This is a genomic window from Methanothrix harundinacea 6Ac (assembly GCF_000235565.1).
GTDB lineage: Archaea > Halobacteriota > Methanosarcinia > Methanotrichales > Methanotrichaceae > Methanocrinis > Methanocrinis harundinaceus.
Genome location: NC_017527.1, coordinates 1,507,861 through 1,531,486, shown reverse-complemented (window position 1 = coordinate 1,531,486; position 23,626 = coordinate 1,507,861). Strand labels below are relative to the sequence as shown.

The window sequence follows — 23,626 nt, the reverse complement described above, 5'->3', positions numbered from 1 at the left end:
CTATTAAGGACTGAAAAACCAAGGGATATCAGGTCGCAGGAGGTCCGTTGCTGATGGTCTGGGGCATCTCTCTGGAGATGGAGCTGACATTTCTCGTGATGGCGGTCGCCATCCTCCTATTCGTCACCGAGGCCGTGAGAGTGGACCTGGTGGCGATCATCGTCGTCCTCATCCTCGCCTTGACCGGCCTCGTCAGCCCGCCCCAGGCCCTATCGGGGCTCGCGAGCAACGCCGTCGTCTCCATGGCAGCGATAATGATCCTGGGGAAGGGGATGGAGAGGGCGGGGGTCGTCAACAGGATCAGCCGGGCGGTCTTGCGGGTAGCCGGCTCCGACGAGAGGAGGCTCCTCGGCGTCACCTCCTCGGTGGTCGGGATGATCTCCGCCTTCATGCAGAACCTCGGATCGGCGGCCCTCTTCCTCCCCGCCATCCTGAGGATATCCAAGAGCACCGGGACGCCAGCATCCCGACTTCTGATGCCGATGGGCTTTGCGGCGATCCTCGGCGGGACCCTCAGCATGGTGGGCTCAAGCCCCCTCATCATCCTCAACGACCTCTTGAGGCAGGGAGGGGAGGAGCCCTTCGGGATCTTCAGCGTGACGCCGATCGGGATCGTCCTCCTCGGATCGGGGATAGGGTACTTCATGATCTTCGGAGACCGCCTCCTCCCGAAGAGAGGGCTCTCAGAGGACGATTTCAGATCTCAGGAGGACCTGATCGAGACCTGGAGGCTCCCTTCCATCGTCAGCTACTACTTCGTATCCTGGAAGAGCGACCTCGTCGATAAGGCCCGGGAAGACCTCCGGCTCCGGCGAAATTACGGCATAACCCTCCTCGCCATCGTCGAGGGGAAGATGGTGACCTACTCCCCCTGGCGGAGGACGAGGTTCGCGGCGGGGCAGGAGCTGGCGCTCCTCGGGGAGCCCGAGGATGTAGAGCGGTTCGCCGCCGAGCACGACCTCTGGAAGATCACCGACGAATCAAGGTTCTGCGACCTCCTCAGCCAGGCGGAGGCGGGCTTTGCGGAGATCGTCGTCAGGCCCCGGGCCCCCATCGTCGGCAAGACCCCCCGGGAGATCTCGATCCGGAGGAACTACGGCGTAGAGCCGATCATCCTTCTCAGCGGGACGAGGGAGGAGAGGAAGGAGTTCGACGACCGGCCCCTCAGCCCCGGGGACACCTTCGTCATCCACGGCCTCTGGGACAGGATCCGAAAGATCGGATCCGATCAGAACTTCGTCCTCCTGACGCCGGTGGAGGCGGGGGTCCTCGACCCGTCGAAGGCGATCCCGGCAACCCTATGCTTCCTCGGAGCTGTCGCCCTCTCCCTCGCAGGGGTTCAGCTCTCGATCGCCCTCCTCACCGGAGCCCTCGCCATGGTCCTCCTGAAGGTGATCTCCATCGACGAGGCCTACGGAGCGATCGACTGGAGGACGATCGTCCTCCTGGCGGGGCTGATACCCCTGGGGATCGCCATGGAGGAGACGGGGGCTGCGGGCCTCATCGCCCAGAGCATGATGGACCAACTCCGCGGAGCCCCGACGATCCTCGTCCTCCTGGCGGTGGCAGCCCTCGCCACCCTCCTCTCCCTCACAATCTCCAACGTCGCCGCCACGGTCCTTCTCGTCCCCCTGGCGATGATCATGGCGAGGGATATGGCGATCGATCCGAGGGCCCTCGCGCTGCTGGTGGGGGTCTGTGCCTCCAACTCCTTCATCCTCCCCACCCACCAGGTCAACGCCCTCCTGATGGCCCCCGGGGGGTACTCGAGCTCCGACTACATCAGGGCCGGAGGCTTCATGACGGTGATCTTCATCCTCGTCGCAGCCCTGATGGTCGATCTATTCTACCTCTGAGCCCTCAGATCTCCCGGACCCTGACGGCGGAGCCCTCGGCGACCCCCAGGGCCCCGGCGGCGCTCCCCATGTTCACCGCGATCTCCAGCCGACCGAGGATGCCGACGAGGACGACCCACTCCCCGACGGGGACGTCGGCGTAGGTCGTGCCAAAGAGCGCATCGATCCTCGATCCGTTGACGGAGATCTCGACCCGATCTCCGGGACCGATATCCGTCCCCCCGAGGAGCTCCTCGGGGATGTTGGTGACCAGGTTCCCCCAGGGGTCGATGTAGGCGACGGCCCCCACCACCTCATCGCCCTCGACCCCCGCCCTCTGCCGCTCGAGCCTCACGGGATCGGAGACCTCGGGTCCTACCCCGGCGGGATCGGCCCCGGCCGCCAGAATAGCCCCAACAGGGCCGTAGACCTCGACGCCGTTGAAGGTGACGGGATCACCCCCGGAACGGGTGAGGTTCAGGCCTCTGACCTCCCAAACCCTCGCGACCCCCAGATCCTCCATGACGTCGGTGAAGAGACCGTTGTCGGGGCCTACGAAGAGCTTGCCGTCCTCCGTCTCGACGACGATGGACCGCTCATCCGTCCCCACCCCGGGGTTCACCTCCGCCACAAAGACCGTCCCCGGCGGGTAATACCGGGCTGCTTTCGCGAGGAGGTATGACCCCTCGGCGACGTTGAAGGCTGAGACCTGATGGGTTATGGTGGAGATCCGGGCCTGGGGGTTCTCCGAATATATCGACCCCTCCAGGGCCCCGACGCGGAAGCCTGAGGTGCCGTAGTCGGTGAGGAGGACCACCAGCCCTTCCGCCTCCCCCAGGTCGGCGTCGCCGAGCCCTCCGGGAAGGGCTGAGATGGTCGCCGCCATCGCCGCGAGGGTGATGAGTAGCCTCAAAGATAGTCTTCCATCCATCTTCTCATCTCCAACGATGATCCGTCCCCGTCTTCGTATCAGCTTTATAAAGATGTGACGACTTAAATTGATCATCCAGAGGATCGGGCCTGGTCGGTGGACCCGTCCCCCGAAGGTCCCGCCTCTAGGTAGGTAGACCGAGGAGATCGTATGATGGAGCAATTCGAGATGGATCTGTGGTCCCCCTACGTCGTCGGTGCTGGGATAGGGGCCTTGAACACCCTGGCCTTCCTCCTCTCTGACCGGCCCATAGGCACCTCATCCGCCTACGCCAGGGGGAGCGGGATGATCGAGAGGGCGTTTCGAGGATCGAAGGTCGAGGCCAAGGCCTACTATCGAAAGTTTGAGCCGGTCGTCGACTGGGAGGTGGTCCTCGTCTTCGGCATCGTCGTCGGGGCATTCCTCTCGGCGGTCCTCTCGGGGTCCTTCCGGGTGGAGGCGGTCCCGGCCCTCTGGGCGGCTCGGTTCGGACCCGATCCGATCCTGCGGATCGCCGCCGCCTTCGCGGGAGGCGTCCTGATGGGCCTCGGTGCCCGGTGGGCCGGGGGCTGCACCAGCGGCCACGGGATCAGCGGGACTGCCCAGCTCGCCGCAAGCTCGTGGCTGGCGGTGGCGTGCTTCTTCATCGGCGGGGTGGCCACGGCTATGGTCCTCTTCGGGGCCGGGGTCTGAGGCGGTGATGGATTTGGCAATTGAAGATCTGCGATCAAACCACCGGGCCCAGCTCGCCATCGGCCTATTCATCGGGATCGGATTCGGCTTCCTCCTCCAGAAGGGGGGGGTCACCAGATACGACGTCATCGTCGGCCAGCTCCTCCTCGCCGACTTCACCGTCTTCAAGGTGATGGCCTCGGCGGTGATCGTCGGCATGGTCGGGATCCACCTCCTGCGAAGCCTCGGCCTCGCGAGCCTCCACCCCAAGGCCGGCTCCTGGGGCTCCTCGGCCCTGGGCGGCCTCATCTTCGGCGTCGGCTTCGGCCTCCTCGGCTACTGCCCGGGGACGGCGGCCGGGGCCGTCGGCCAGGGGTCGATCGACGCCCTCCTGGGTGGCGTCGGCGGGATCCTCCTCGGGGCCGGCATCTTCGCCTGGAGGTACCCCAGCCTCGAAGAGCGGGTGCTGAGGAGGGGCGAGTTCGGGGATAAGACGATCCCCGAGATCCTGGGGGTGAACCCCTGGATGGTGGTGATCCCGACGGCTCTGATCCTTTTGGGAGTTCTATTTTGGATCGAAGAGACGGGGTTCTAATCGGGAGCAATCTCGGCTTTAAAAACGATCGGAAGTCAAAATGGTGCGAGAAAAAAGAAAGTTTTCAGTGCAGCAGAACCCCTGCTGCACTGTAGGCGAAGTCGACGAAGGCCTGGGGGAAGACGCCGATCCAGATGACGACCACCAGGGCCGCGACCATGGCCAGGACGTACCCCTTCGGCTCGATGATCTTCCCGCCCGCGGGCTCTCTGACGTACATGTACATGATCACCCTAAGGTAATAGTACAGGGAGAGAGCGCTGTTGAGGGCGAATAGCACCGCCAGCCAGACGAGGCCGGAGTCGATCGCCGAGCCCCAGAGCATGAACTTCCCGACGAACCCCGCCGTCGGGGGGATCCCCGATAGCGAGAAGAGGAAGATCAGCATGCAGAACGCGGTTATCGGCGCCCTTCGGCCGAGGCCCGCATACTGCTCCAGGTCGTCGGGGTTCTTCCTCCCCTCGGAGAGGGCCATGTACCCGACCACGGCGGCGGCGATGAAGGCCCCGGTCTTCATGAAGGCGTGGCCGAGGATGAGCATCAGGCCGCTCGCCAGGCCGTTCTGCGCCACCGCCAGGTCGAGGCCGCCGTGCTCTGCGGCTCCGACGACGACGAAGGCGATGGCGATGTACCCGGCGTAGGCGACGCTGGAGTAGGCGAGCATCCTCTTGACGCTCTTCTGCCAGATGGCCACGACGTTCCCGAGGGTCATGGTTATCGCCACCAGGATGGCGAAGGCCAAGTACCACTCAAACCGGAGGGCTATCAGGGCGATGAAGATGACCTTGAAGGCGGCGACAAACCCCATCTTCTTCGAGCCCGCCGCAAGGAAGGCCGTCACGATCGTCGGAGCCCCTTCGTAGGTGTCGGGAGCCCACATGTGGAAGGGGACGAGGGCCATCTTGAACCCGAAGCCCGCCACGACGAAGAGGAGGGCGACGAGGGTCGCAGGTCCCATCGTCTCCACGGAGGCGGCGGCGATCTCCGCTAGCCTCGTCGTTCCCGAGAGGCCGTATAGGAGGGAGAAGCCGAAGAGCATCATCGCCGACGAGACCGATCCGAAGATGAAGTACTTCATCGCAGCTTCCAGGTTCTGCCTCTCCTTGTCGAAGGCCGCCATGGCGTAGGTGGCGAGGCTTGCCAGCTCAAACCCTACGAAGAGGGTGACGATGTCGATGGAGCTGGCGACGACCATCATCCCCACGGTGGCCAGGAGGAGGAGGATGTAGAACTCGTCCTGGGCGGGGCTGTCCTTGTACCTGCTCAGACCTGCCATCACCACGATGAGGGCGACTGCGACGAAGACGAGCTTGAAGAACTGGGATAGGGCGTCGACCTCCAGCGTCCCGAAGATCAGGGGGCCTTTGGTCATGTCAGCGCCCATCACCAGGAACAAAGAGGCGACCAGCCCCGCCAGGCTCAGGTATCCCATCAGGTTCTTGCTCTTCATGAACAGGCCGATGAGGACCATCACCAGCGATAGCCCCGTCAGCAGAGCCTCTGCCCCGAAGATAGAGAGATAGTCACCGAATGTCAGTGTCACTTCAGATCACCCCCGCCTGAGCGATAGCGGTAAACGGATCGACCAGCGGCTGGGCTGCCACGCCCATGATGTCCGTGATCGTCGCCGGCTGGACCCCGAAGTAGATTATGAGCAGGATGAGGATGCTCATGGAGAGGATCTCGTAGGAATGAGGATCTTTGAGATCCAGGTACTTCTTCAGGATCGGCCCGAACATGACCTTCTGCATCGCCCACAGGTGGTAGCCTGCGGTGACGGCGATGCCGCCGAAGATCACTATCAGGACGTAGACGGGGAGGTTCTGATACGCCCCGGCCAGGACCGAGACCTCTGCTACAAAGCCGCACATCCCCGGAAGGCCGAGAGAGGCCATGAACCCGGCCAGCATCAGGACCGCAAACTTCGGCATCCTATCGGATAGGCCGCCGAGATCGGAGATGATCCTGGTGCCAGCGGTGTGCTGGATCGTTCCGGCGGACATGAAGAGGACGCAGGTGATCAGCCCGTGGCTGAACTGCTGGAACATAGCCCCCTGGACCGATAGGACGCTGAGGGCCCCCGCTCCGAGGAGGACGTACCCCATGTGGCTGACGCTGGAGTAGGCGACCATCTTCTTCAGGTCCTTCTGGGCCAGCGCCAGGAAGCCGCCGTAAATTATGCTGATGACCCCTATCACCGCCATCAGGGTGATGTAGTGGCTGGAGACGTTCGGGAGCATCGGCATCACGATCCTGAAGAGGCCGTAGCCTCCCATCTTCAGGAGTAAGGCCGCCAGGAGGACGGACCCCGCCGTCGGCGCCTCGACGTGAGCGTCCGGCAGCCAGGTGTGGAAGGGGACCGCGGGCATCTTCACCAGGAACCCGAAGAGGAGCCCGAAGAAGATCAAGTTCAGGAGCATCGGCGAGAAGATCGTCGAATCTCCCGTCGCCTGGAGGAGGGTCATCATGTCGAAGGTCCTCATGCCCTCAGGCGTCCTGTAGCTGAAGTAGAGCCCGAATATGGATAAGAGCATTATCAGGCTCGCCACGTGAGTGTAGATGAAGAACTTAATCGCAGCGTAGTCCTTCCTCGGACCGCCCCATATCCCTATCAGGAAGAACATGGGTATCAGCACGACCTCCCAGAAGATGTAGAATAGGAAGAAGTCGAGGGCTGTAAAGACTCCGAGGACCCCCACCTCGTTGAGGAGGAGGAGGGCGAAGAACTGGTTGGACCTCGTCTTCTCGCCCCAGGAGTATACCACCACGAGGATGCTCACAATGGTGGAGAGGAGGATCAGGGGAAGCCCAATGCCGTCGACGCCCACGGTGTACTTGACGCCTAGGGCGGGTACCCAGTCGTAGCTCTCCACAAACTGCATAGCGTTCGAGGTCTTGTCGAACTCCTGGAACATCTGGAGGGATATCGCCAGAGGCACTAGAGACCCGATCAGGGCCGCGTACTTCGCCAACCTTCCGGCGAAGAAGGCCACTACCGCTGCCAGGAGAGGTAAGGCGATCATCAACGATATGGCGTTATCCATCATATCGCCACCCCCATCGACGCCAGCTGAATAAGTATCAGCAGGACCGCAACTCCCAGGACTATGGCGGTGAGGTAGTTCTGGATCACCCCGGTCTGGAGCTTGCGGACCGTCCCGCCGATTCCGACGGATATGGCGCTAATTTTGTTCACCGCTCCGTCGATGATCTTGAGGTCGATCATGTTGGAGACGATGGCTATACCGTAGACCACCTTCTCTGCGAACCAGAGGGTGTAGATCTCGTTCTGGTAGTACCTCTTGAGGAGGATCTTCCGAAGGGGATCCCTCTCCGAGGTGACCATCCCCGGATCGAACCTCTTCCACCGCGAGTAGAAGAGGGCTGCGACGATGATGCCGCCGACTCCGATGATGATCGGCAGGAGCTTGAAGATCAGCGGCTCGTGGACGTGAGCGTGGGAGACGTGATGGCCCCCGATCACCGCCAGCTCCTCGAAGTCTACCCCGAAGTGATCGAAGTTGTTTCCGACGTAGTGGTAGAACCCCTCCTGGGAAGGCATCCCCATGAAGAGGGCGAAGATCGCCAGGATCACCAGGGGTCCCAGCATGATCCAGGGGGACTCGTGCTTGTGGTAGTCGCTCCTCGCCTCGCCGTCGAAGGTGAGGAACCAGAGCCGGAAGGTGTAGATCGCCGTCAAGAGGGCGGCGAGGATAACGAAGACGTACGGGATCCATCCGAGGCCGAAGGCTCCGTTCTCGAAGGCGAGGATGATGATCTCGTCCTTGCTGAAGAACCCGGTGGTATAGGGGAACCCGGCCAGGGTGAGGGAGCCCGCGAGCATCGTCAGGCCGGTCCACTTCATGTGCTTCAGGACCCCTCCCATCTCCCTCATGTCGTTGGTGCCGACGGCGTGGATGACGCTACCGGCGCAGAGGAAGAGGAGGGCCTTGAAGAAGGAGTGGCCGATCAGGTGGAAGATGGAGACGCCCACGGCCGTAGCCCCTACGGCAGCGCCGAACCCCAGGGCTGCCATCATGTAACCGAGCTGGCTGACCGTCGAGTAGGCGAGGACCCTCTTGATGTCGAACATCACCAGGCCCATCGTTGCCGCGAATAGCGCCGTAAAGGCGCCGACGTATGCGACGACGGTGAGGCCGTTGGGGGCCGCGTAGAAGAGCGGGAACATCCTCGCCACCAGATAGACACCGGCGGTAACCATCGTCGCGGCATGGATCATCGCCGAGACGGTGGTGGGACCCTCCATGGCGTCGGGAAGCCAGACGTGCAGGGGGAACTGACCGGACTTGCCGACGGCCCCTCCGAAGAGGAAGATGGCGATCCAGGTGAGCTGGTCTGGCGGTATCAGGGTCAGGCTGTCGTATATCGTCTGGAACTGGAGGAGGTAAGCCCCCTCAGGCAGGACGAGGTTCAGCTTCACCATGTTGGTATAGAGAAGGACTATCCCCGCGAGGAACATCACGTCTCCAACCCTGGTCACCAGGAAGGCCTTCTTGGCGGCGGAGGCCGCCGAGGGCTTTCGGTACCAGAACCCGATGAGCAGGTAGGAGCAGAGTCCGACGAGCTCCCAGAAGATGAAGAGCTGGAGCAGGTTGTCCGAGAAGACGAGGCCGAGCATCGCCGCCGTAAAGAGGCCGGCCTCGGCGAAGTACCGGGCCATCCCGGGGTCCCCCTCCATGTACCCTAGGGCATAGGTGTGAATCAGGGTACAGACGAAGGTGACCATCAGGAGCATCACTATCGCCAGGGGATCGATCAGGATCCCGGCGTTGAAGCTCGCAAACCAGTGCATCGACTGGTGGACGATCTCGTCGTTGGGGTATATCTCCCTGAATATACCGAAGGAGAGTATGAACCCTGCGAAGGTTGCCAGAACCGTGAAGAACCCGCCTCCCTTTGGCAGATGCCAGCCGAGAAAGATCGTGAGGACGAAGGCCAGTACCGGCAGCCCCACGATCAGATAGGCGTAATCTTGGTACATCCCTTTACCACCTCAGAGCGTTGATGTTGTCCAGTTCTATGGTTCCGTACAGCCTGTACAGCGTGATCAATATGGCAAATCCAACGCCCGCCTCCGCAGCGGCGAGGGCGATGGAGAACAGGGCGAAGACCTGGCCGTTTACGTTGGGCAGGTAAGCCGAGAACGCCACCAGATTGATGTTTGCGCTGTTCAGCAGGATCTCCACGCACATCATAAGCTTGATACCGTTCCGCTGGGTCAGAAGGCCATAAAGGCCGATGGTGAACATCGCCGACGCCAGCAGCACGTATAGCACCAGTGGGATCATCTCTTTTCCTCCCTCCACCCCGTCATCTTGGCAACTCCTTTCTTGCGACGTATATCGCCCCGATCATGGCTGCCAGGAGAACCAGGCCGAGGACCTCGAAGGCGACGATGTACAACGTGAAGATCTCGACGCCGATGTCCCCTATCCCGCTCTCCGGGGCCCTATTCCCCTCTCTAGGCTCGAAGCTGTACGAACCCATCTCCTCGCCGCCCCAAGGCGTCGCTGCAAGGAGGACGATCAGCGTGGCCAGGAAGATCAACATCAGAATCGAAGTCTTGACCTTAACCATGGGTCTCCTCCTCCATCAGCGTCTTCTTTGTGAGCATTATTGCGAAGAGTATCAGCACCCCAACCGCTCCGATGTACACCAGAACCTGGGCCACTCCGACGAAGGTGGCGTTCAGGAATATGTATAACGCAGCCACCGCGGCGAAGCTCCCCAGGAGGTAAAGGCCGCTGTGGACTATATTTCTGGAGTAGACGGTGAGGATTGAGAGGCCGAGGATGATCACTGCGAGCAGAGAGAAAGCTCCCAGCTCAATCAGGAACCTTATATCATAAAATTGAGTCAGATCTATCATCCTGTCTCACCCTCCGATGTTTATTCTGCCTTCTTCTTCTTTGCGGCCTTTTCGCCGGATCCCTTATCTCCTTCATCGGCGGCCTTGGCTGCCTTCTCCTTCTTGGCCTTGGCTGCCTCGGCGGCCTTCCTCTTCTTCTCCTCTTCGGCCTTCCTCGCCTCCTCGGCGAGCTCGGCCAGCTCCTGGTCGGAGTAGAGGCCGACGGCGATATCCTCAGGGTCGTAGATTATGTCTTCCCTGTTCCAGCCCGATATCTCGAACTGCTTGGACATAATCAGGCAGCTGGCAGGGCAGTCGTCGACGCAGAGGCCGCAGAACATGCACCTGCCATAGTCTATCTGAGGATACTGGAGCTTCTTGTTCTTGACCGGGTTTCCGCGGGAGTAGGCCACGAGCTTGATGCAGTCGTTGGGGCAGATCCGTGCACACGCTCCGCATCCTATGCACTTCCTGATCTCCAGAACGTGGACCCCCCTCTCCGCATCGGGAAGATCCATGATCTTCTCTGGATAGAGACGGGTGACCTCCACGCCGCTTGTTGCCCGCTTAAAGGTCATTTTGAGGTTCTTGAGGACCATAGATCGTCACCTCATGCGAAGTAAAGCCCCACGGCGACCGCCCATCCGAGGTTGACCATCGAGAGGGGCAGAAGGATCTTCCATCCCAGGTCCGTGACCTGGTCTATCCTGAACCGCGGCAGAGATACCCTGATCCATATCAGGGCCACCAGCACTATGACGAGCTTCATGAAGAACCAGATCATAGGTGATATGAAGGAGATCACCGGGATGACGGGGCCGTTCCAGCCACCGAGGTAGAGGTGGACGAGGAGGATCGACCCGAGGAGCATCACGATATACTCCTGGAAGTAGAGGAGGCCGAACCGGATGCCGCTGTACTCTGTGTTGTAGCCGGCTATGATCTCCTCTTCAGCCTCGGTCTGGTCGAAGGGCATCCTCCCCAAGTCCGTGATGAGGGCGATGCCGAAGATGACAAAACCTATCGGCTGGGCCAGGGCAAACCAGATCCCCTGCTGGGCATGGACGATCTCCACCACGTTCAGGCTGTGGGCCATGATGGCGACGCTGATGACGCAGACCCCCATCGGAACCTCGTACGCGATCATCCTGGCGATGCCTCGAAAGGCTCCCAGCATCGAGTACTTGTTGTTGGAGGACCAGCCAGCCATGAAGGCGGATATCGCCATGATGCTCAGCGCCGCTTCGATGTAGAAGGCGCTGATGTCCATGTTGGCCACCACCAGGGGGATCTCTCTGCCGTCTATGATCACGGCTCCGAAGGGGAGGGCCCCCGCCACCAGCATAGTCGTCGCCACCGCCACGATGGGAGCCCAGACAAAGACGGGCTTGTCCGCTCCCCGGGGGATGACATCCTCTTTTGTGAATAGCTTGATGGCGTCAGCGCCGAGCTGAAGGACGCCCCACCGGCCGCCGACCCTGTTCGGCCCGTACCGAGCCTGAAAGTCGCCCATGACCTTCCTCTCGAGCCAGACCAAGAGCATCGCCACCACGTTGATGACGGAGGCGAGGATGGCGGCGGCGATGAGCCCGATGATCAGAGCGTATATCTTAGGCTCCTGGGCTGCAAATTCTGTGATCGCAGATAATACCAAGTTCGTTCCCTCCTACCTGTCCACCTCGCTGGTGCAAGCGTCCATGCTGCCCGCGATGGCGACCACGTCGGCTATGTATACCCCCTCCAGGAGCGGGGGAAGGGCCTGGAAGTAGGCGTAGACGGGACCTCGAGCCTTCACCTTCACCGGTTTGTCGGACCCGTCGCTCACCACGAAGAATCCCATCTCTCCCCGATGGTCTTCGACGCGGTAGTAGGCCTCGCCAGGCTCGGGCTTGATCTTCTTGGGGACGCCCTCGGCCATGATGGGACCGTTCGGGATCTGGTCGAGGCACTGCTCTATGATGTAGCAGCTCTCCAGGATCTCGTCGAGCCTCACCTCGACCCGAGCCTTGGAGTCTCCCTCCTTCCTGGTGATCACCTCGAAGTCCATATCCCGGTAGAGGAGGTAAGGATCTTCCCGCCTCATGTCGTAGGGGGTGTCCGACGCCCTCAGGGGCGGGCCTGAAACTCCGAGCCTCCTAGCATCCTGGGGCGAGAGGGTCCCGATCCCCTCCATCCTCTTCCGGTAGATGCTGTCGGAAGAGAAGAGATCCTTGTACTCCGCGGTCTTCTCCCGGATCATCTTGAGGGTGTCCAGGGTCATGTCCTTGAAGCCGTCAGGAAGGTCGTTTCGGACCCCGCCGAAGCGGACGAAGCTGTGGTTGATCCTCGCTCCGGTGACGCTCTCGATGCAGGTTAAGACGTCCTCCCGGTCGATGATCATGTAGAGGAAGGGCGAGTAGACGGCGGACGCGATGAGGGTGAGAAACTCGCCGGTGCCCAGGAGGTGGCTCTGGATCCTCGAGAGCTCCTGGAGGATCATCCGGATGTACTGGGCCCTCTCGGGAGCCTCGATTCCGAGGAGCCTCTCCACGGCTCCACAGTAGGCCTCGTTGTTGGTGATGGCGGCCATGTAGCAGAGCCTGTCGGTGATGGGGATCCCCTGCTGGTAGGTCCGGTTCTCCATGATCTTCTCGATCCCCTTGTGGATGTAGCCCACGTCCAGGAAGGCCTTCTTCACCCTCTCCCCGTCCACCAGGAGATCCAGGAGGAAGGGGCCGGGGACGACGGCGTGCTGGGGGCCCATGTGGAGGATCATCTCAGAGCTGCCTTTGATCTCCATCTCCTCCCGCTCCCGGAAGGTGGGGTACTTCGGCCTCTCCACCGGGACGGTCCCCGCCTTGATCTCAGCCTCGGTGGGTCTGAAGGAATAATCGGTGTACCCCTCGGCATTGACCTTCTCTATCGCCCTGTCGGCGGTGGTGTAGTCGGGGTAGCCGAGGAAGTCCTTCCTCCAGGGCCAGACCCCCACCAGCTCGTCGGCGAGGAGGAGGGGATAGAGCTCAGGGTGTCCTTCGAAGTTGATCCCCAGCATCTCCCAGATCTCCCGCTCGTACCAGTTGGCGTTCCAGTAGAGCCCCGTCAGGGACTTGACCGACGGGCTCTCCCTCTTGGTCTTCACCTTCAGGAGCGCCACCACCTGGTGGGAGCCGTGGCTCGCCAGCATCTCCGTCACCTCGAAGAGGCCCTCGTTGATCCTGTCCACGCCGACGGCGCCGGAGTAGTGGTCGAAGCCGTGGTTGTCCCTCAGGTACTTACATACGTCCACGATCCTGTCCGGCTTGATGGTGGCCCAGAGCTGCCGTTCGGGACCGACCTTGGACTCCTCGATCACTCCCGGAAAGGCCGACTGCAGGGCTGCCAAGACATCATTTGCAGTTGTCAACGGTGAACTCCTCCTCTCTAATAGCCCCTCTTATCCTCGCGCTGCTTGATCTTCTCCTGCAGCCCCCTGAATCCCTCGATGAACTTCTCGGGGCGTGGCGGACAGCCCGGGATGAAGACGTCGATGGGGAAGAACTTGCTGGTGTCATTTATTATGTTGTAGGAGTCGTAGAAGGGCCCGCCGGAGATGGCGCACTCGCCTATCGCCATGACCCACTTGGGCTCAGGGATCTCCTCCCAGAGGTTCTTGATCGCCGGCAGGTATTTTCTGGTTATGTAGCCGCTGATGATCATGACGTCGACCTGTCTGGGGGTTGCCCGGGGGAAGATCCCAAAACGGTCGCAGTCATAGTGAGGGCATCCGAAGACGAGCATCTCGACGCCGCAGCACCCCATGGGCTGCATCAAGAACCAGAGAGAGTTCTTCCTCCCCCAGTTCAGGACGTTCTTGATGGGGCCCATATCGATGATCTCGTGGATCTTCTCCGTGGTGGTGAACCAGACGTCCGTCAGGGGCCGCCCCCAGATCGTCCACTTCTCCAGCTCCTTATCAACAGCAACAGGAAGAGGTATGACATCACTTATACCCAACGCAATGCCTCCTTCTTAATGTCGTAGAGCAACCCGATCAGGAGCACTACGATGAAAATCAGCATCCCGGTGATGGCAATGCTCACTCCGCCGAAGGCAGGGATCGCCTCGGAAGCGTAGACGTAGATCCAGGGATAGAGGAAGAGAACCTCCACATCGAAGATTACGAAGACGATGGCGAAGAGATAATACTGGACGTTGTACTGGATTATCGCCTCCCGTATCGGTCTAAGCCCGCCCTCGTAGGTCGCCCGCTTCTGAAAAGTTGACTTCTGAGGAGATATGATCTTCACGGCAGCCAGCGCGCCTATGGGCACAAGAGCACCTATTATCAGAAACATAATAAGTGGGATATAATAGTCCACTGCCACCAATTCGCCGCTCATTTTTTACCTCCATTAGCCGTAAGAGCTAAACACAAGGTACTGATATAAAAGGTTTATGAGAAAATCGATTAGCATCACTACCGCTAAGCAGTGATGCGGTCGGTCCTAAAAGGCTTCAAACTGGCATAATATGGGTGAGTTTAGGTGGATTATATAAGGCAGATGGAGATAAAGGCCGGGATGGGTGCAGACGAGCTGGTGAGGATGATGGAGGGCTGCGGCTTTGGGGCGAGGAGGCTTGCCGAAGCCGTAAATATCTACGAGGAGATGCAGTCGGGAGAGTACACCAGGTTCTTCACCCTGGCCGGCGCGATGGTCCCCGCCGGGATGAGGAACATACTCTCATCCCTCATCCGGGACGGGAGGATAGACGTCCTCGTCACTACGGGAGCAAACCTCGTCCACGATATAATAGAGGGTTTCAGCCACCACGTCCTGGGAGATCCCGAGGCCTCCGACTCCGAGCTGAGGGAGTCGGGGGTGAGCAGGATATACGACGTCTACGTCGGAGACGACGACTTCGTCCGGTTCGAGGAGCTCCTCCAGGAGATCCTCCCCCAGGGGAAGGATATGACGGGGACCGAGCTTCTGAGGGTTCTGGGAAGCGGGATCGAGGACGAAAGGTCGATCCTCCGGGCGGCCGCCGACGCCAGAGTTCCCGTTTTCTGTCCCGCCCTCTCGGACTCGATGATAGGGCTGCAGGCCTGGCTCTTCCGCCAGACCCACCCCCTGGAGGTCGACCTCTTCGGTGATGTGGGGGAGCTCGTGGATATCTGCTACGGAGCGGAGCGATCCGGGATAGTAATAATAGGAGGGGGGGTCCCCAAGAACTTCGCCCTCCAGGCGATGCTCGTCACCCCCAACAGCTTCGACCTCGCGATCCAGCTCACCACGGACAGGCCCGAGGCGGGGGGGCTCTCGGGGGCGTCCCTCTCCGAGGCGGTATCCTGGGGGAAGATCTCCCCGGGAGCGAGGAAGGTGACGGTCTACGGCGACGCCACCATCAACTTCCCCCTGATGGTGGCCTCGACCCTGACCCGGCTAGCCGGGAGGGGCTGATGGGGGGGGGCCAATTAGTAGGAGGATGTGATACCATTAAGAGGACGGGAAAAGTAGTGGACGTGGTGGTGGGGATCAGCGGCGCTTCCGGGGTCGTATACGGGATCAGGCTCCTGGAGGTCCTGGCGGATTTGGGCTCCACGACCCACCTGGTGATGACGGAGGCCGCCCGGAGGATCATCGAGATCGAGACGGAGGAGAGCCCCATCGACGTGGAGATGATGGCGGACCGGGTCTACTCGCCCCGGGACTTCACCGCATGTATCGCCAGCGGCTCCTGCAAATTCGACGCCATGGTGGTGGCCCCCTGCAGCATGAGGACCCTGGCGGGGATCGCCAGCGGGGTATCCGATACCCTCATCACCAGGGCGGCGGACGTCTGTCTTAAGGAGAGGAGGAGGCTGATCCTCGTCCCCCGGGAGTCGCCCCTGAACCTCGTCCACCTGAAGAACATGGTGGCGGCGACGGAGGCGGGGGCGATCATCCTTCCGCCGTCTCCGGGATTCTACTCCAAGCCGGAGACGATCGGGGGGATGGTGGACGCGGTGGTGGGGAGGATCCTGGACCTCCTGGAGGTTGAGCACGACCTTTACCAGCGGTGGAGGACGCCCCTGAGCGGAAATGCTTATAACGACGAAAACCAGATTGGAAAGAGGTGACCTGGATGAAATGTCAAATCTGTGCTGTTGACAAGGAGACGCTGCCTGTAAAAGCGAAACAAGCTACCATACACGGCCTGAAGGACACGGTTTTTCACGTATGTAAGGAATGTCTCGAGGCTGCTCACAAGGCTCACCTGGACAAAGAGTTTCTCCTCAAGAAGGGAGGGCAGGGATAGGGATCACCCGATCAAGCCCGAAGATCTTCGGCGGGTCGTCGGAGGAGACTTTCCTACATCGAGAGGCCGGGCCATGGCTGGATGATATATGTAATCGAAGTTGATGATCGATGACGGCGGTCTCTGGCGGGACGGTCTCGGATAAACTTAAATTCGGGATGGTTCGTAGGTCGTTTGCAATACCAATTCGAGGCATGATAATTTGACACCATTTATTGAGATCCGGGACTTGACGGTGAAGTTTGGCGAAGTCGAAGCGCTCCGCCACGTCAATTTGGAGATTGAAGAGGGGGAGTCCCTCGGCATCCTGGGAAGGAGCGGGTCGGGGAAGAGCGTCCTCCTTCACGTCCTTCGGGGTGTCGAGCCCTTCGAGGAGATCACCGGGAGCGTCATCTACCACGTAGCAAGATGTCCCCAGTGCAGCCACGTCGAGCCGCCGAGCAGGGCCGGCGAGAGCTGCAGGTGCGGCGGGACCTTCCAGCCCTTCGAAGCCGACTTCGTATCTCTCGGGATCAACGATCCCAAGAGGAGGGATGTATCTCGCAGGATCGCCATCATGCTTCAGAGGACCTTCGCCCTCTACGGCGACGAGAGGGTCATCGTCAACGTAATGCGGGCCGTAGAGGAGGCGAGCGGCGGCTCGATCAGCGTCAACCGGGCTGCAGACCTCCTCGACGAGGTGAACATGTCCCACAGGATGATGCACGTGGCGAGGGAGCTCTCCGGGGGCGAGAAGCAGAGGGTCGTCCTCGCCCGGCAGCTCGCCAAGTCCCCGATGATGCTCCTCGCCGACGAGCCCTCGGGGACCCTGGACCCGAAGACCGCCGACCTCGTCCACGAGAGCATTAGGCGGGCGGTGGACGACTTCAACATGACGATGATCATCACCAGCCACTGGCCGGACGTGATGGTGGAGCTGACGGACAGGGCGGTCCTCCTGGACCACGGCGAGATCGTCTCCATCGGCGAGCCCTCCAAGATCGCCGGAAAGTTCGTAGCCATGGCCGGGAAGATCGAGGACAGGAAGAAGACCGACGTCGGGTCGCCGATCATCCGGTGCAAAGACCTCTCCAAGCGGTACATCAGCATAGACCGCGGCGTCGTCCGGGCCGTCGACGAGGTATCCCTGGAGGTCTACGAGGGGGAGATCTTCGGCCTCGTAGGGACGAGCGGCGCCGGGAAGACCACCCTCTCCAAGATGCTGAACGGCATAGTCATGCCCACCAGCGGCGGGATCTGGTGCAGGGTCGGCGATGACTGGGTCGACATGACGATCCTGGGGGCCGATCATAAGGGGAGGGCGACGAAGTACATGGGGATGCTCCATCAGGAGTACACCCTCTACCCCTACCGGAGCGTCATCGACAACCTCACCGAGTCGATCGGGCTCTCCCTCCCCTTCGAGCTCGCCGAGAGGAAGGCGATCCACACCCTGGTGACCGTCGGCTTCTCCGAGGAGGAGGCGGAGAGGGTCCTCACCAAGAACCCCAACGAGCTGAGCGAGGGGGAGAGGCACAGGGTCGCCATGGCCCAGGTCCTGATCAAGGAGCCGAGGATCGTGGTCCTGGACGAGCCGACGGGGACGATGGACCTCATCACCAAGATCGACGTCTCCAAGTCCGTCCTCAACGCCAGGGACGAGCTCGGCGAGACCTTCCTCATCGTCAGCCACGACATGGACTTCGTCCAGAACGTCTGCGACCGGGCGGCCTTGATGCGGAACGGGAAGATCGTCCACGTAGGAACCCCTGAGGGCGTCCTCTCGCTCATGACCAAAGAGGAAGAAGAGGAGATGCTGGGGAGTTAACTTGAAGGTCTTTGTGGACGGGGCGGAGGTCACCCTTCCGGACGGCTCGACCCTGAAAGACGCCCTGGATGCGGCGGGCGCGTCGCCGGGGGAGGGGGCGATCATCGGGATCGTCCGGGGCCGGGAAGAGGAGGCGCGGGAGACCAACTCCTACTGGCTGAACACCACCAAAGGGAAGCTGAGGATCGAGCTTCTGGATACGGGCCTGGTGGGCCCATGGCACCAGGCGGTCAGCCAGATATCCGGCCTCCAGGCGCGGTGGAGCGACGGCGCTGCAGTCGCCTTCGGGCCGGTGGGAACGGCGATCGCCCCCACCCGGGGCGAGAACGAGTACGACCGGTGGGAGGTGATATTCGGCACCAGCGGCTTTGAGGCGGATAAGACCCAGGTGATCTTCGCCAGGAGGAGGCACTCGGCAGCCTACGGCGCCCCCGGCGAGAACCGGGGGGTCTTCGCTGCGGTGGTGGGGGGCAAAGACCTGCTGGGAAGGCTGGAGAAGGGCGACGCCATCCTGGAGGCGGAGCCGATAGTGGAATGGTCCGCCCTCTCCGATAAGATGGTGACCCGAGACCTCTCGCTCCCTCTGACCGACGGGATGGAGATCTACACCAGGATAGAGGTCGAACTTTTGGAGGAGGCCCCCCAGGGGGCGGAGTTCTTCCTGGCGGCGACGAGGGACGGGGTCTTCGCCGTCGACGGGACCTCCAGCTCTTACGCGTCCTCCGACGTCCTTTTGGGAGAGCGGATCGAGTTTGAGAACCGGGAGCCTCGCGCCGAGGGGGCCGTCACCATCAGGACCACGGGAAGGGGCCTCGGCCGGATCTTCATCTACAAGGCGGACAGGACGTCGACCCCGAGCCAATCGGTGGTGGGGACCGTCACCTCCGGGATGGACCTGGTGAAGCTGGCAGGCCCCGGGATGAGGCTCGCGGCGAAGGTGAAGCCCGAGAGGATCATGCTGATGGGGCTCTCCCTCAAAGAGGCGGAGCGGACCGCCGTCGACCGGGGGCTGGAGTTTGAGGTCGAAGGATATACCGGCGACGACGCTGTGGTGGTGGAGCAGAGGCCCGTCACCACCATGCAGATCCTGAGGGAGGGGCGGGTCTCCGTCACCTCGATCCCCGCCGACCGGATGGTGGCGATCGAGCTCTATGACGACCTCGCCCCCAAGACTCTGGACTACTTCAGGCACGTGGTAGGGCTGAAAGAGAAGCCCGTGGGTCCTCTGCCCGTCTACTTCGTCTACGAGAAGACCATCCTCTTCAAGCCCGCCATCTCCGCCACAAGCTACAAGGAGATCCTCCCCGAGAACAAGCCCGTCGATATGGTCAGGGCCGGGGAGATCGGGGTGACCAACCAGGCGGCGAAGAACGCCGGCCTCGTGGGGGTGAAGCTGCAGGACGACCCCAGGTACGGACCCTCGGGGGAGAAGTTCCTCGCGACCAACATCGTCGGTCGGATCCTCGACCTGGAGAAGCTCCGGAACGTCAGGGAGGAGGAGACCGTCTACGTTCTGGAGGTGCGATAGGTGAAGGCTACCAAGTACGTGGTGACGAGCCAGGAGTCCGACGTCCTCCCCTCCGACATCGCTCTCAAGATATACGAGCTCGGCCGGGATATCAACGTCAAAGAGACCTGCTTTGGCGTCATCATCGACGGCGAGGAGGAGGACATCAGGGCGACGGTGGAGGAGCTGAGGAAGATGGACGAGAGCAACATCTTCATCAAAGATCGGGGCTTTCCGCCCGGGGATCCCAGGAGGTGTCGGGGGCATCGAGGCGGAGGAGCCAGGCCCGGCTTCTACATGATGCAGCACGAGTCCGAGATCCTGCCCCTGATATCCCGGGCCCTCGAGGCCGACCTTCGGGGCGAGGAGGCCCCGCCCTCCGCCGAGGCGAAGAAGCGGCCTGGGCTGGAGGAGCTGGAAGAGATGATAAACGAGGAGTTTTCCTGAGGTTGGTTCATGGTCAAAGTCATGGTTTACCCCCCCACCAGCATGATCCTCGCGGACCTCGTCGAGAGGACGGGCCACGAGGCGCTGGTGGTATCAAAAGAGGTCAGAAAGATGGTCAACACCCCCGGTCTCGACTCCCCTCCCCTGAACATGACCCCGGAGGACCCGAAGAAGGGGCTGAAGTACGCCGCCGTCGACGTCCCCTCGGGTGTCAGGGGTCGGATGGCCCTCATCGGTCCGATGATAGAGGAGGCAGAGGCGGCGATCGTCGTGATGAACGACCGGTGCACCCTGGGGTGCACAGGATGCGCCAGGACCAACGAGCTGACCCGCTTCCTCCTCAGGACCAAGAGGATACCCCTCCTGGAGATGGAGTTTCCCGGGGATGAGCTGGCAGCGCGGCGGTTCGTCTCGAAGATCCGGGAGTTTCTGGAGGGGTTGAGTTGATAAGAATAGCCCAGCTCTCCTGCGGCCCCGAGTACAGCGGCGTCCAGGGGGAACTGGAGAAGGCCGCCGAGATGGTGGGGGCCGAGCTCATCTTCCCTGAGGTATCCCTAGACGACGTCAGGAACGTCGAGGAGAGGTTCGGGATCGAGGTGGCGAGCGGCGATCTGAACCTCGCCATGGCGAGGGCCACCAGGATCGTGGAGAACCCCGACCTCGCCGACGCCGTCTTCGTAGCCACCTGCTTTCGGTGCGCCGAGGGGGCGATCGTCAGAAGCGAGCTGCGGAAGTACATCCACGAGAACTCCAGGATCCCAGTCCTCAGCTACTCCTTTACCGAGAGGACGACGGCCGAGACCCTCCTCACGAGGATGGAGGCCCTCGTCACCACCGCCAAGTTCAAGGGTCTATTAAGTCGGGAGAGGCAGACCGGCCTCACCGCCGGGATCGACTCCGGCTCGACGACGACCAAGTCGGTGGTGATGAGGGATAACGAGGTAATAGGGACCGGATGGGTCCCCACCACCGAGGTTCTAAAGAGCGCCGAGGCGGCCTACAATGCCGCCCTCGAATCGGCGGGGGTCGAGAGGGGGGAGATCGAGGGGCTGGGAACGACCGGATACGGCCGCCAACTCGTGGGCAAAGAGTTCGGCGCAAAGCTGATCCAAGAGGAGATCACCGTCAACTCCAAGGGGGCGGTCTTCCTGGCAGATTCCCAGAAGGGCGCCGCCACGGTGATAGATATCGGAGGGATGGACAACAAGGCGATATCCGTCCAGGATGGGGTCCCGGGAACCTTCACCATGGGCGGGATCTGCGCCGGGGCCTCAGGGAGGTTTCTGGAGCTGACGGCCAGAAGGCTCGGGGTCGAGATTACGGAGCTCGGGAAGCTCGCCCTCAAGGGAGACCATCGAAAAGTCCCCATGAACAGCTACTGCATAGTATTCGGAACCCAGAGCCTGGTGAACAGCCTCTCCGCGGGGTCCAGGCCCGAGGACGTGGCGATGGCCGCCTGCCACAGCGTCGCCGAGCAGGTCTTCGAGCAGCAGCTCCAGGAGGTGGAGGTGAAGGAGCCGGTGATCATGGTGGGCGGGACCGCCCTCATCGAGGGTCTCCCGAGGGCGATGGAGCAGCTCCTGGGGCTGAAGGTGATCGTCCCAGAGTACGCCCAGTACATCGGTTGCGTCGGAGCAAGCCTCCTCGTCTCGGGGCTCGTGGAGGACTGAGATGGAGATGGACCCCCTCGAGGTCTTCGAGGTCCAGATGCCCGGGGAGGAGTATGGGGCGAAGAAGTATCGAGAGATCATCATGGACATCCTCCAGGACCTGGGGCTGATCAGGTCGATCGGGAGGCTCTACGTCTACGTCGACATCCTCGTCCCCTACTTCGCCGTCTTCGGGATGATCCGGGGGAAGCTCCCCCCCCTGAGGGTGAGGGACGTCGGGGATCTGGTGGCCGCCGAGGGCGGATACCAGATCACCGTGGAGGACGAGGAGCATATGGCCGGCCTCATCCGCGCCCTCTGGGAGGCCTACGGCCGGGAGAAGGTGGAGCAGCCCGACAGGAACGTTCTGGTGGTCCTATCGGACCAATCCCCCGAGGAGCTGGTGGTGGCGGACCTGGAGACGGAGTTCCGCAGGGACCTGATGGACGCCCTCGTCAGGATATCCCCCGAGGGCTTCAGGAACCGGAGGAACGAGATGGGAAAAGAGAGCTTCTTCTTCCTGGCGGCGGAGGAGACGATAACCCCCGAGCTGGTCGCCGAGGCGAAGGAGAAGATCGGAGGCATGCGAGATGCTTGATCCCGTGATGTTCACCGGCGGCGTCTACAAGCACGACCTGGTGACGGAGCTCGTCGAGGACCTGGGAGGGTACCTCCTCCAGAAGAACGTCACCCAGAGCGAGGTGATCCTTCTGATGCTCGTCCCCCACGAGGACATGCCGGTCCTGGAGGCATTGACCAAGGAGCTGAAGGGGAAGCTGGAACGGGCGCCACTGGCGGGTACGGAGATCGCCGTGGTGACCCCGACCCTCGCCATCCATCACCTCCCCCACCCCGCCTGCGACGTCGCCGAGTACCTCAGGAGGCACGGGGCGAAGAGCAACATGATCGGGATGAGCCGGGGGGTGGCGAAGAAGATCGCCCAGATGGACGAGTACGAGACCGCCCTCATCAACGAGCACGATGCCGTCGTCTTCACCTTCGGGAACTTCGCCGACTGCATCCTGAAGAAGGAGCACCTCTACCGGACCCTCACCGTCCCGGTGATCGTTACCGGCGGACCCGATATGAGGAAGGAAGACCTTCCCTACGCCTTCGAGTACGTCCCAAACGTCGGCAGGATTGCCCACCGTTCCCGGAAGGCGACGGAGATCGGAAGCCTCGACAACATAGTCGCCGCGGTGGGGAGAGCCCTCGACAGCGTCCGCACCTCGATCTCCAAGGACCCCCTCACCACCACGCCACCGCGGGTGATGGACGCGGTGAGGGAGCAGGTCCCCGACGTCCTCATCTCCCATTCGCCGCTCCCTATCGCCCTCAACCTCAACGGCCTGAGGATCAAGCTTCCTTATGAGGAGTATCACGAGGCGGTGGCGGGGGTCAGGTTCGAGGAGGGGGTGACCCTGGGTGAGATAGCCAAGGTGATGCCGTCGAGGATGAAGGACTATATACTCGTTCGGATATTGCCCGTCTCTGAAACCGGCTTTGTCGTCTAGGTGAGATGAATGAGTTTTGAAGAAGATCTGGAGAGGATCCTCGATAAGGGCACAGAACAGACGGCGGAGGATATGCTCGAGTCGATCGAGAAGGCGTACGGCGAGGTCCCTTATATATTCGGGTTCATGAAGGACAAGCCCGAGCTTCTGGTGACGAAGATCCTTCACAACAACGCCATCATAAGAAGCTCCAAGGCCCTGGACCTGGAGACCCAGGAGCTGATATCCATCGCCGTCGCCGCGGCGATCCGGTGCAGCCACTGCCTCAAGCTCCACCTCAGGATCGCTAAGAGGATGGGGATCACCGACGACGAGATCGGAGCCGCCCTCCTCATAGCCGGGAACATCGCCAACGCCACCGTCCTCGCCATGGCCACGAGGGAGCTGAACGAGGAGAAGGACGCCTGCCCCGTCTGTCAGGTGAGCGGGAACGGGGACCCGATGGACATTTGATTTTGGGATCCAATTCCGCTTTTTTTATTCCTTTGGCATTCCATTCATCGGTCGCGTACCCAGATTACTGAATAGCGCTAACGGGTGACGTAATTGCTGTTTAGCGGAAAAAT

26 protein-coding genes are annotated in these 23,626 nt (G+C 61.6%); 14 read left to right on the top strand and 12 right to left on the bottom strand.

The window, feature by feature from the left end; genetic code table 11:
* Window positions 1-53 precede the first annotated feature (53 nt).
* Window positions 54-1,856: an SLC13 family permease gene (locus MHAR_RS07310; protein WP_014586972.1), complete on the top strand. Its 1,803-nt coding sequence runs from the start codon at window positions 54-56 to the stop codon at window positions 1,854-1,856.
* A 4-nt stretch (window positions 1,857-1,860) separates the two neighbouring features.
* Here MHAR_RS07310 and MHAR_RS07305 read toward each other — a convergent pair whose 3' ends face one another.
* Complete coding sequence (locus MHAR_RS07305; protein ID WP_187287788.1) at window positions 1,861-2,766, bottom strand: SAM hydrolase/SAM-dependent halogenase family protein; 906 nt, start codon at window positions 2,764-2,766, stop codon at window positions 1,861-1,863.
* Window positions 2,767-2,916: 150 nt separating this feature from the next.
* Here MHAR_RS07305 and MHAR_RS07300 point away from each other — a divergent pair, with 150 nt between their 5' ends.
* Together MHAR_RS07300 and MHAR_RS07295 are read left to right on the top strand one after the other, a co-directional pair.
* Complete coding sequence (locus MHAR_RS07300; RefSeq protein ID WP_048144481.1) at window positions 2,917-3,438, top strand: YeeE/YedE thiosulfate transporter family protein; 522 nt, start codon at window positions 2,917-2,919, stop codon at window positions 3,436-3,438.
* A 7-nt stretch (window positions 3,439-3,445) separates the two neighbouring features.
* A complete protein-coding gene (locus tag MHAR_RS07295; RefSeq protein WP_014586969.1) occupies window positions 3,446-4,012 on the top strand; it encodes a DUF6691 family protein in 567 nt (188 codons plus the stop codon).
* 64 nt (window positions 4,013-4,076) lie between these two features.
* Here MHAR_RS07295 and MHAR_RS07290 read toward each other — a convergent pair whose 3' ends face one another.
* The 11 genes from MHAR_RS07290 to MHAR_RS07240 are packed head-to-tail and all read right to left on the bottom strand — an operon-like array spanning window position 4,077 to window position 14,239.
* Window positions 4,077-5,555, bottom strand: a complete 1,479-nt coding sequence (locus MHAR_RS07290; protein WP_014586968.1) for an NADH-quinone oxidoreductase subunit N — start codon at window positions 5,553-5,555, stop codon at window positions 4,077-4,079.
* Between the two features lies 1 nt (window position 5,556).
* On the bottom strand, window positions 5,557-7,056 hold the full coding sequence (locus MHAR_RS07285) for a complex I subunit 4 family protein (RefSeq protein WP_014586967.1): 1,500 nt from the start codon (window positions 7,054-7,056) through the stop codon (window positions 5,557-5,559).
* Window positions 7,056-9,014 carry an NADH-quinone oxidoreductase subunit L gene (nuoL, locus tag MHAR_RS07280; RefSeq protein WP_014586966.1) on the bottom strand — a complete coding sequence of 653 codons (1,959 nt, stop codon included), beginning with the start codon at window positions 9,012-9,014 and terminating at the stop codon, window positions 7,056-7,058. Before nuoL ends, MHAR_RS07285 begins: the two co-directional genes overlap by 1 nt.
* 4 nt (window positions 9,015-9,018) lie before the next feature.
* Window positions 9,019-9,321: a F420H2 dehydrogenase subunit FpoK gene (gene fpoK / locus MHAR_RS07275; protein WP_014586965.1), complete on the bottom strand. Its 303-nt coding sequence runs from the start codon at window positions 9,319-9,321 to the stop codon at window positions 9,019-9,021.
* Window positions 9,322-9,343: 22 nt separating this feature from the next.
* Window positions 9,344-9,610, bottom strand: coding sequence for an NADH-quinone oxidoreductase subunit J family protein (locus MHAR_RS14085; RefSeq protein ID WP_014586964.1), 267 nt, complete (start codon window positions 9,608-9,610; stop codon window positions 9,344-9,346).
* Complete coding sequence (locus MHAR_RS14080; protein ID WP_014586963.1) at window positions 9,603-9,902, bottom strand: NADH-quinone oxidoreductase subunit J; 300 nt, start codon at window positions 9,900-9,902, stop codon at window positions 9,603-9,605. The genes MHAR_RS14085 and MHAR_RS14080 overlap by 8 nt, the downstream gene beginning before the upstream one ends.
* A gap of 20 nt (window positions 9,903-9,922) precedes the next feature.
* Window positions 9,923-10,432: an NADH-quinone oxidoreductase subunit I gene (locus MHAR_RS07260; protein WP_228369520.1), complete on the bottom strand. Its 510-nt coding sequence runs from the start codon at window positions 10,430-10,432 to the stop codon at window positions 9,923-9,925.
* Window positions 10,433-10,491: 59 nt separating this feature from the next.
* Window positions 10,492-11,535 (bottom strand): F420H2 dehydrogenase subunit FpoH, encoded by a 1,044-nt coding sequence (gene fpoH / locus MHAR_RS07255; RefSeq protein WP_014586961.1) that lies wholly within the window; start codon window positions 11,533-11,535, stop codon window positions 10,492-10,494.
* A 12-nt stretch (window positions 11,536-11,547) separates the two neighbouring features.
* Window positions 11,548-13,263, bottom strand: coding sequence for a F420H2 dehydrogenase subunit FpoD (gene fpoD / locus MHAR_RS14075; protein ID WP_014586960.1), 1,716 nt, complete (start codon window positions 13,261-13,263; stop codon window positions 11,548-11,550).
* Window positions 13,264-13,280: 17 nt separating this feature from the next.
* Window positions 13,281-13,853 (bottom strand): NADH-quinone oxidoreductase subunit B, encoded by a 573-nt coding sequence (locus tag MHAR_RS07245; protein WP_014586959.1) that lies wholly within the window; start codon window positions 13,851-13,853, stop codon window positions 13,281-13,283.
* A complete protein-coding gene (locus tag MHAR_RS07240; protein ID WP_014586958.1) occupies window positions 13,844-14,239 on the bottom strand; it encodes an NADH-quinone oxidoreductase subunit A in 396 nt (131 codons plus the stop codon). The genes MHAR_RS07245 and MHAR_RS07240 overlap by 10 nt, the downstream gene beginning before the upstream one ends.
* A gap of 144 nt (window positions 14,240-14,383) precedes the next feature.
* On the opposite strand from MHAR_RS07240, the gene MHAR_RS07235 reads away from it, so the two are divergent.
* The 11 genes from MHAR_RS07235 (at window position 14,384) to MHAR_RS07190 (ending at window position 23,513) form a co-directional block, all read left to right on the top strand.
* Window positions 14,384-15,298 (top strand): deoxyhypusine synthase, encoded by a 915-nt coding sequence (locus MHAR_RS07235; protein WP_014586957.1) that lies wholly within the window; start codon window positions 14,384-14,386, stop codon window positions 15,296-15,298.
* Window positions 15,298-15,957, top strand: a complete 660-nt coding sequence (locus MHAR_RS07230; protein WP_014586956.1) for a UbiX family flavin prenyltransferase — start codon at window positions 15,298-15,300, stop codon at window positions 15,955-15,957. Before MHAR_RS07235 ends, MHAR_RS07230 begins: the two co-directional genes overlap by 1 nt.
* Entirely contained in the window at window positions 15,954-16,136 is a 183-nt protein-coding gene (locus tag MHAR_RS13395) for a hypothetical protein (protein ID WP_143763337.1), read from the top strand. Before MHAR_RS07230 ends, MHAR_RS13395 begins: the two co-directional genes overlap by 4 nt.
* A 202-nt stretch (window positions 16,137-16,338) precedes the next feature.
* Complete coding sequence (atwA, locus tag MHAR_RS07225; protein WP_048144478.1) at window positions 16,339-17,943, top strand: methyl coenzyme M reductase system, component A2; 1,605 nt, start codon at window positions 16,339-16,341, stop codon at window positions 17,941-17,943.
* Window position 17,944: 1 nt separating this feature from the next.
* Window positions 17,945-19,471, top strand: a complete 1,527-nt coding sequence (mmp3, locus tag MHAR_RS07220; protein WP_048144477.1) for a methyl-coenzyme M reductase-associated protein Mmp3 — start codon at window positions 17,945-17,947, stop codon at window positions 19,469-19,471.
* Window positions 19,472-19,897 (top strand): methanogenesis marker 6 protein, encoded by a 426-nt coding sequence (locus MHAR_RS07215; RefSeq protein ID WP_014586953.1) that lies wholly within the window; start codon window positions 19,472-19,474, stop codon window positions 19,895-19,897.
* A 9-nt stretch (window positions 19,898-19,906) separates the two neighbouring features.
* The gene (locus MHAR_RS07210) at window positions 19,907-20,344 is read left to right on the top strand and encodes a methanogenesis marker 5 protein (RefSeq protein ID WP_014586952.1); all 438 of its coding nucleotides are present in this window, start codon (window positions 19,907-19,909) and stop codon (window positions 20,342-20,344) included.
* A complete protein-coding gene (locus MHAR_RS07205; RefSeq protein ID WP_014586951.1) occupies window positions 20,341-21,567 on the top strand; it encodes a methanogenesis marker 15 protein in 1,227 nt (408 codons plus the stop codon). The genes MHAR_RS07210 and MHAR_RS07205 overlap by 4 nt, the downstream gene beginning before the upstream one ends.
* A 1-nt stretch (window position 21,568) precedes the next feature.
* The gene (locus MHAR_RS07200; protein WP_014586950.1) at window positions 21,569-22,144 is read left to right on the top strand and encodes a methanogenesis marker 17 protein; all 576 of its coding nucleotides are present in this window, start codon (window positions 21,569-21,571) and stop codon (window positions 22,142-22,144) included.
* A complete protein-coding gene (locus MHAR_RS07195; RefSeq protein WP_048144476.1) occupies window positions 22,137-23,060 on the top strand; it encodes a methanogenesis marker 7 protein in 924 nt (307 codons plus the stop codon). Before MHAR_RS07200 ends, MHAR_RS07195 begins: the two co-directional genes overlap by 8 nt.
* A 9-nt stretch (window positions 23,061-23,069) precedes the next feature.
* Window positions 23,070-23,513: a carboxymuconolactone decarboxylase family protein gene (locus tag MHAR_RS07190; RefSeq protein WP_014586948.1), complete on the top strand. Its 444-nt coding sequence runs from the start codon at window positions 23,070-23,072 to the stop codon at window positions 23,511-23,513.
* Window positions 23,514-23,626 lie beyond the last annotated feature (113 nt).

What these genes read in the sequence shown, in the direction of transcription:
- MHAR_RS07295 (WP_014586969.1), top strand. Translation starts at nt 3,446, where the DNA reads ATGGATTTGGCAATTGAAGATCTGCGATCAAACCACCGGGCCCAGCTC.
- nuoL (WP_014586966.1), bottom strand. Translation starts at nt 9,014, where the DNA reads ATGTACCAAGATTACGCCTATCTGATCGTGGGGCTGCCGGTACTGGCC.
- MHAR_RS07200 (WP_014586950.1), top strand. Translation starts at nt 21,569, where the DNA reads ATGGAGATGGACCCCCTCGAGGTCTTCGAGGTCCAGATGCCCGGGGAG.
- MHAR_RS07210 (WP_014586952.1), top strand. Translation starts at nt 19,907, where the DNA reads ATGGTCAAAGTCATGGTTTACCCCCCCACCAGCATGATCCTCGCGGAC.
- MHAR_RS07310 (WP_014586972.1), top strand. Translation starts at nt 54, where the DNA reads ATGGTCTGGGGCATCTCTCTGGAGATGGAGCTGACATTTCTCGTGATG.
- MHAR_RS07300 (WP_048144481.1), top strand. Translation starts at nt 2,917, where the DNA reads ATGATGGAGCAATTCGAGATGGATCTGTGGTCCCCCTACGTCGTCGGT.
- MHAR_RS07190 (WP_014586948.1), top strand. Translation starts at nt 23,070, where the DNA reads ATGAGTTTTGAAGAAGATCTGGAGAGGATCCTCGATAAGGGCACAGAA.
- MHAR_RS07230 (WP_014586956.1), top strand. Translation starts at nt 15,298, where the DNA reads ATGGGGGGGGGCCAATTAGTAGGAGGATGTGATACCATTAAGAGGACG.
- MHAR_RS07240 (WP_014586958.1), bottom strand. Translation starts at nt 14,239, where the DNA reads ATGAGCGGCGAATTGGTGGCAGTGGACTATTATATCCCACTTATTATG.
- MHAR_RS07285 (WP_014586967.1), bottom strand. Translation starts at nt 7,056, where the DNA reads ATGGATAACGCCATATCGTTGATGATCGCCTTACCTCTCCTGGCAGCG.
- MHAR_RS14080 (WP_014586963.1), bottom strand. Translation starts at nt 9,902, where the DNA reads ATGATAGATCTGACTCAATTTTATGATATAAGGTTCCTGATTGAGCTG.
- MHAR_RS07195 (WP_048144476.1), top strand. Translation starts at nt 22,137, where the DNA reads ATGCTTGATCCCGTGATGTTCACCGGCGGCGTCTACAAGCACGACCTG.
- MHAR_RS07305 (WP_187287788.1), bottom strand. Translation starts at nt 2,766, where the DNA reads ATGGATGGAAGACTATCTTTGAGGCTACTCATCACCCTCGCGGCGATG.
- MHAR_RS14085 (WP_014586964.1), bottom strand. Translation starts at nt 9,610, where the DNA reads ATGGTTAAGGTCAAGACTTCGATTCTGATGTTGATCTTCCTGGCCACG.
- fpoK (WP_014586965.1), bottom strand. Translation starts at nt 9,321, where the DNA reads ATGATCCCACTGGTGCTATACGTGCTGCTGGCGTCGGCGATGTTCACC.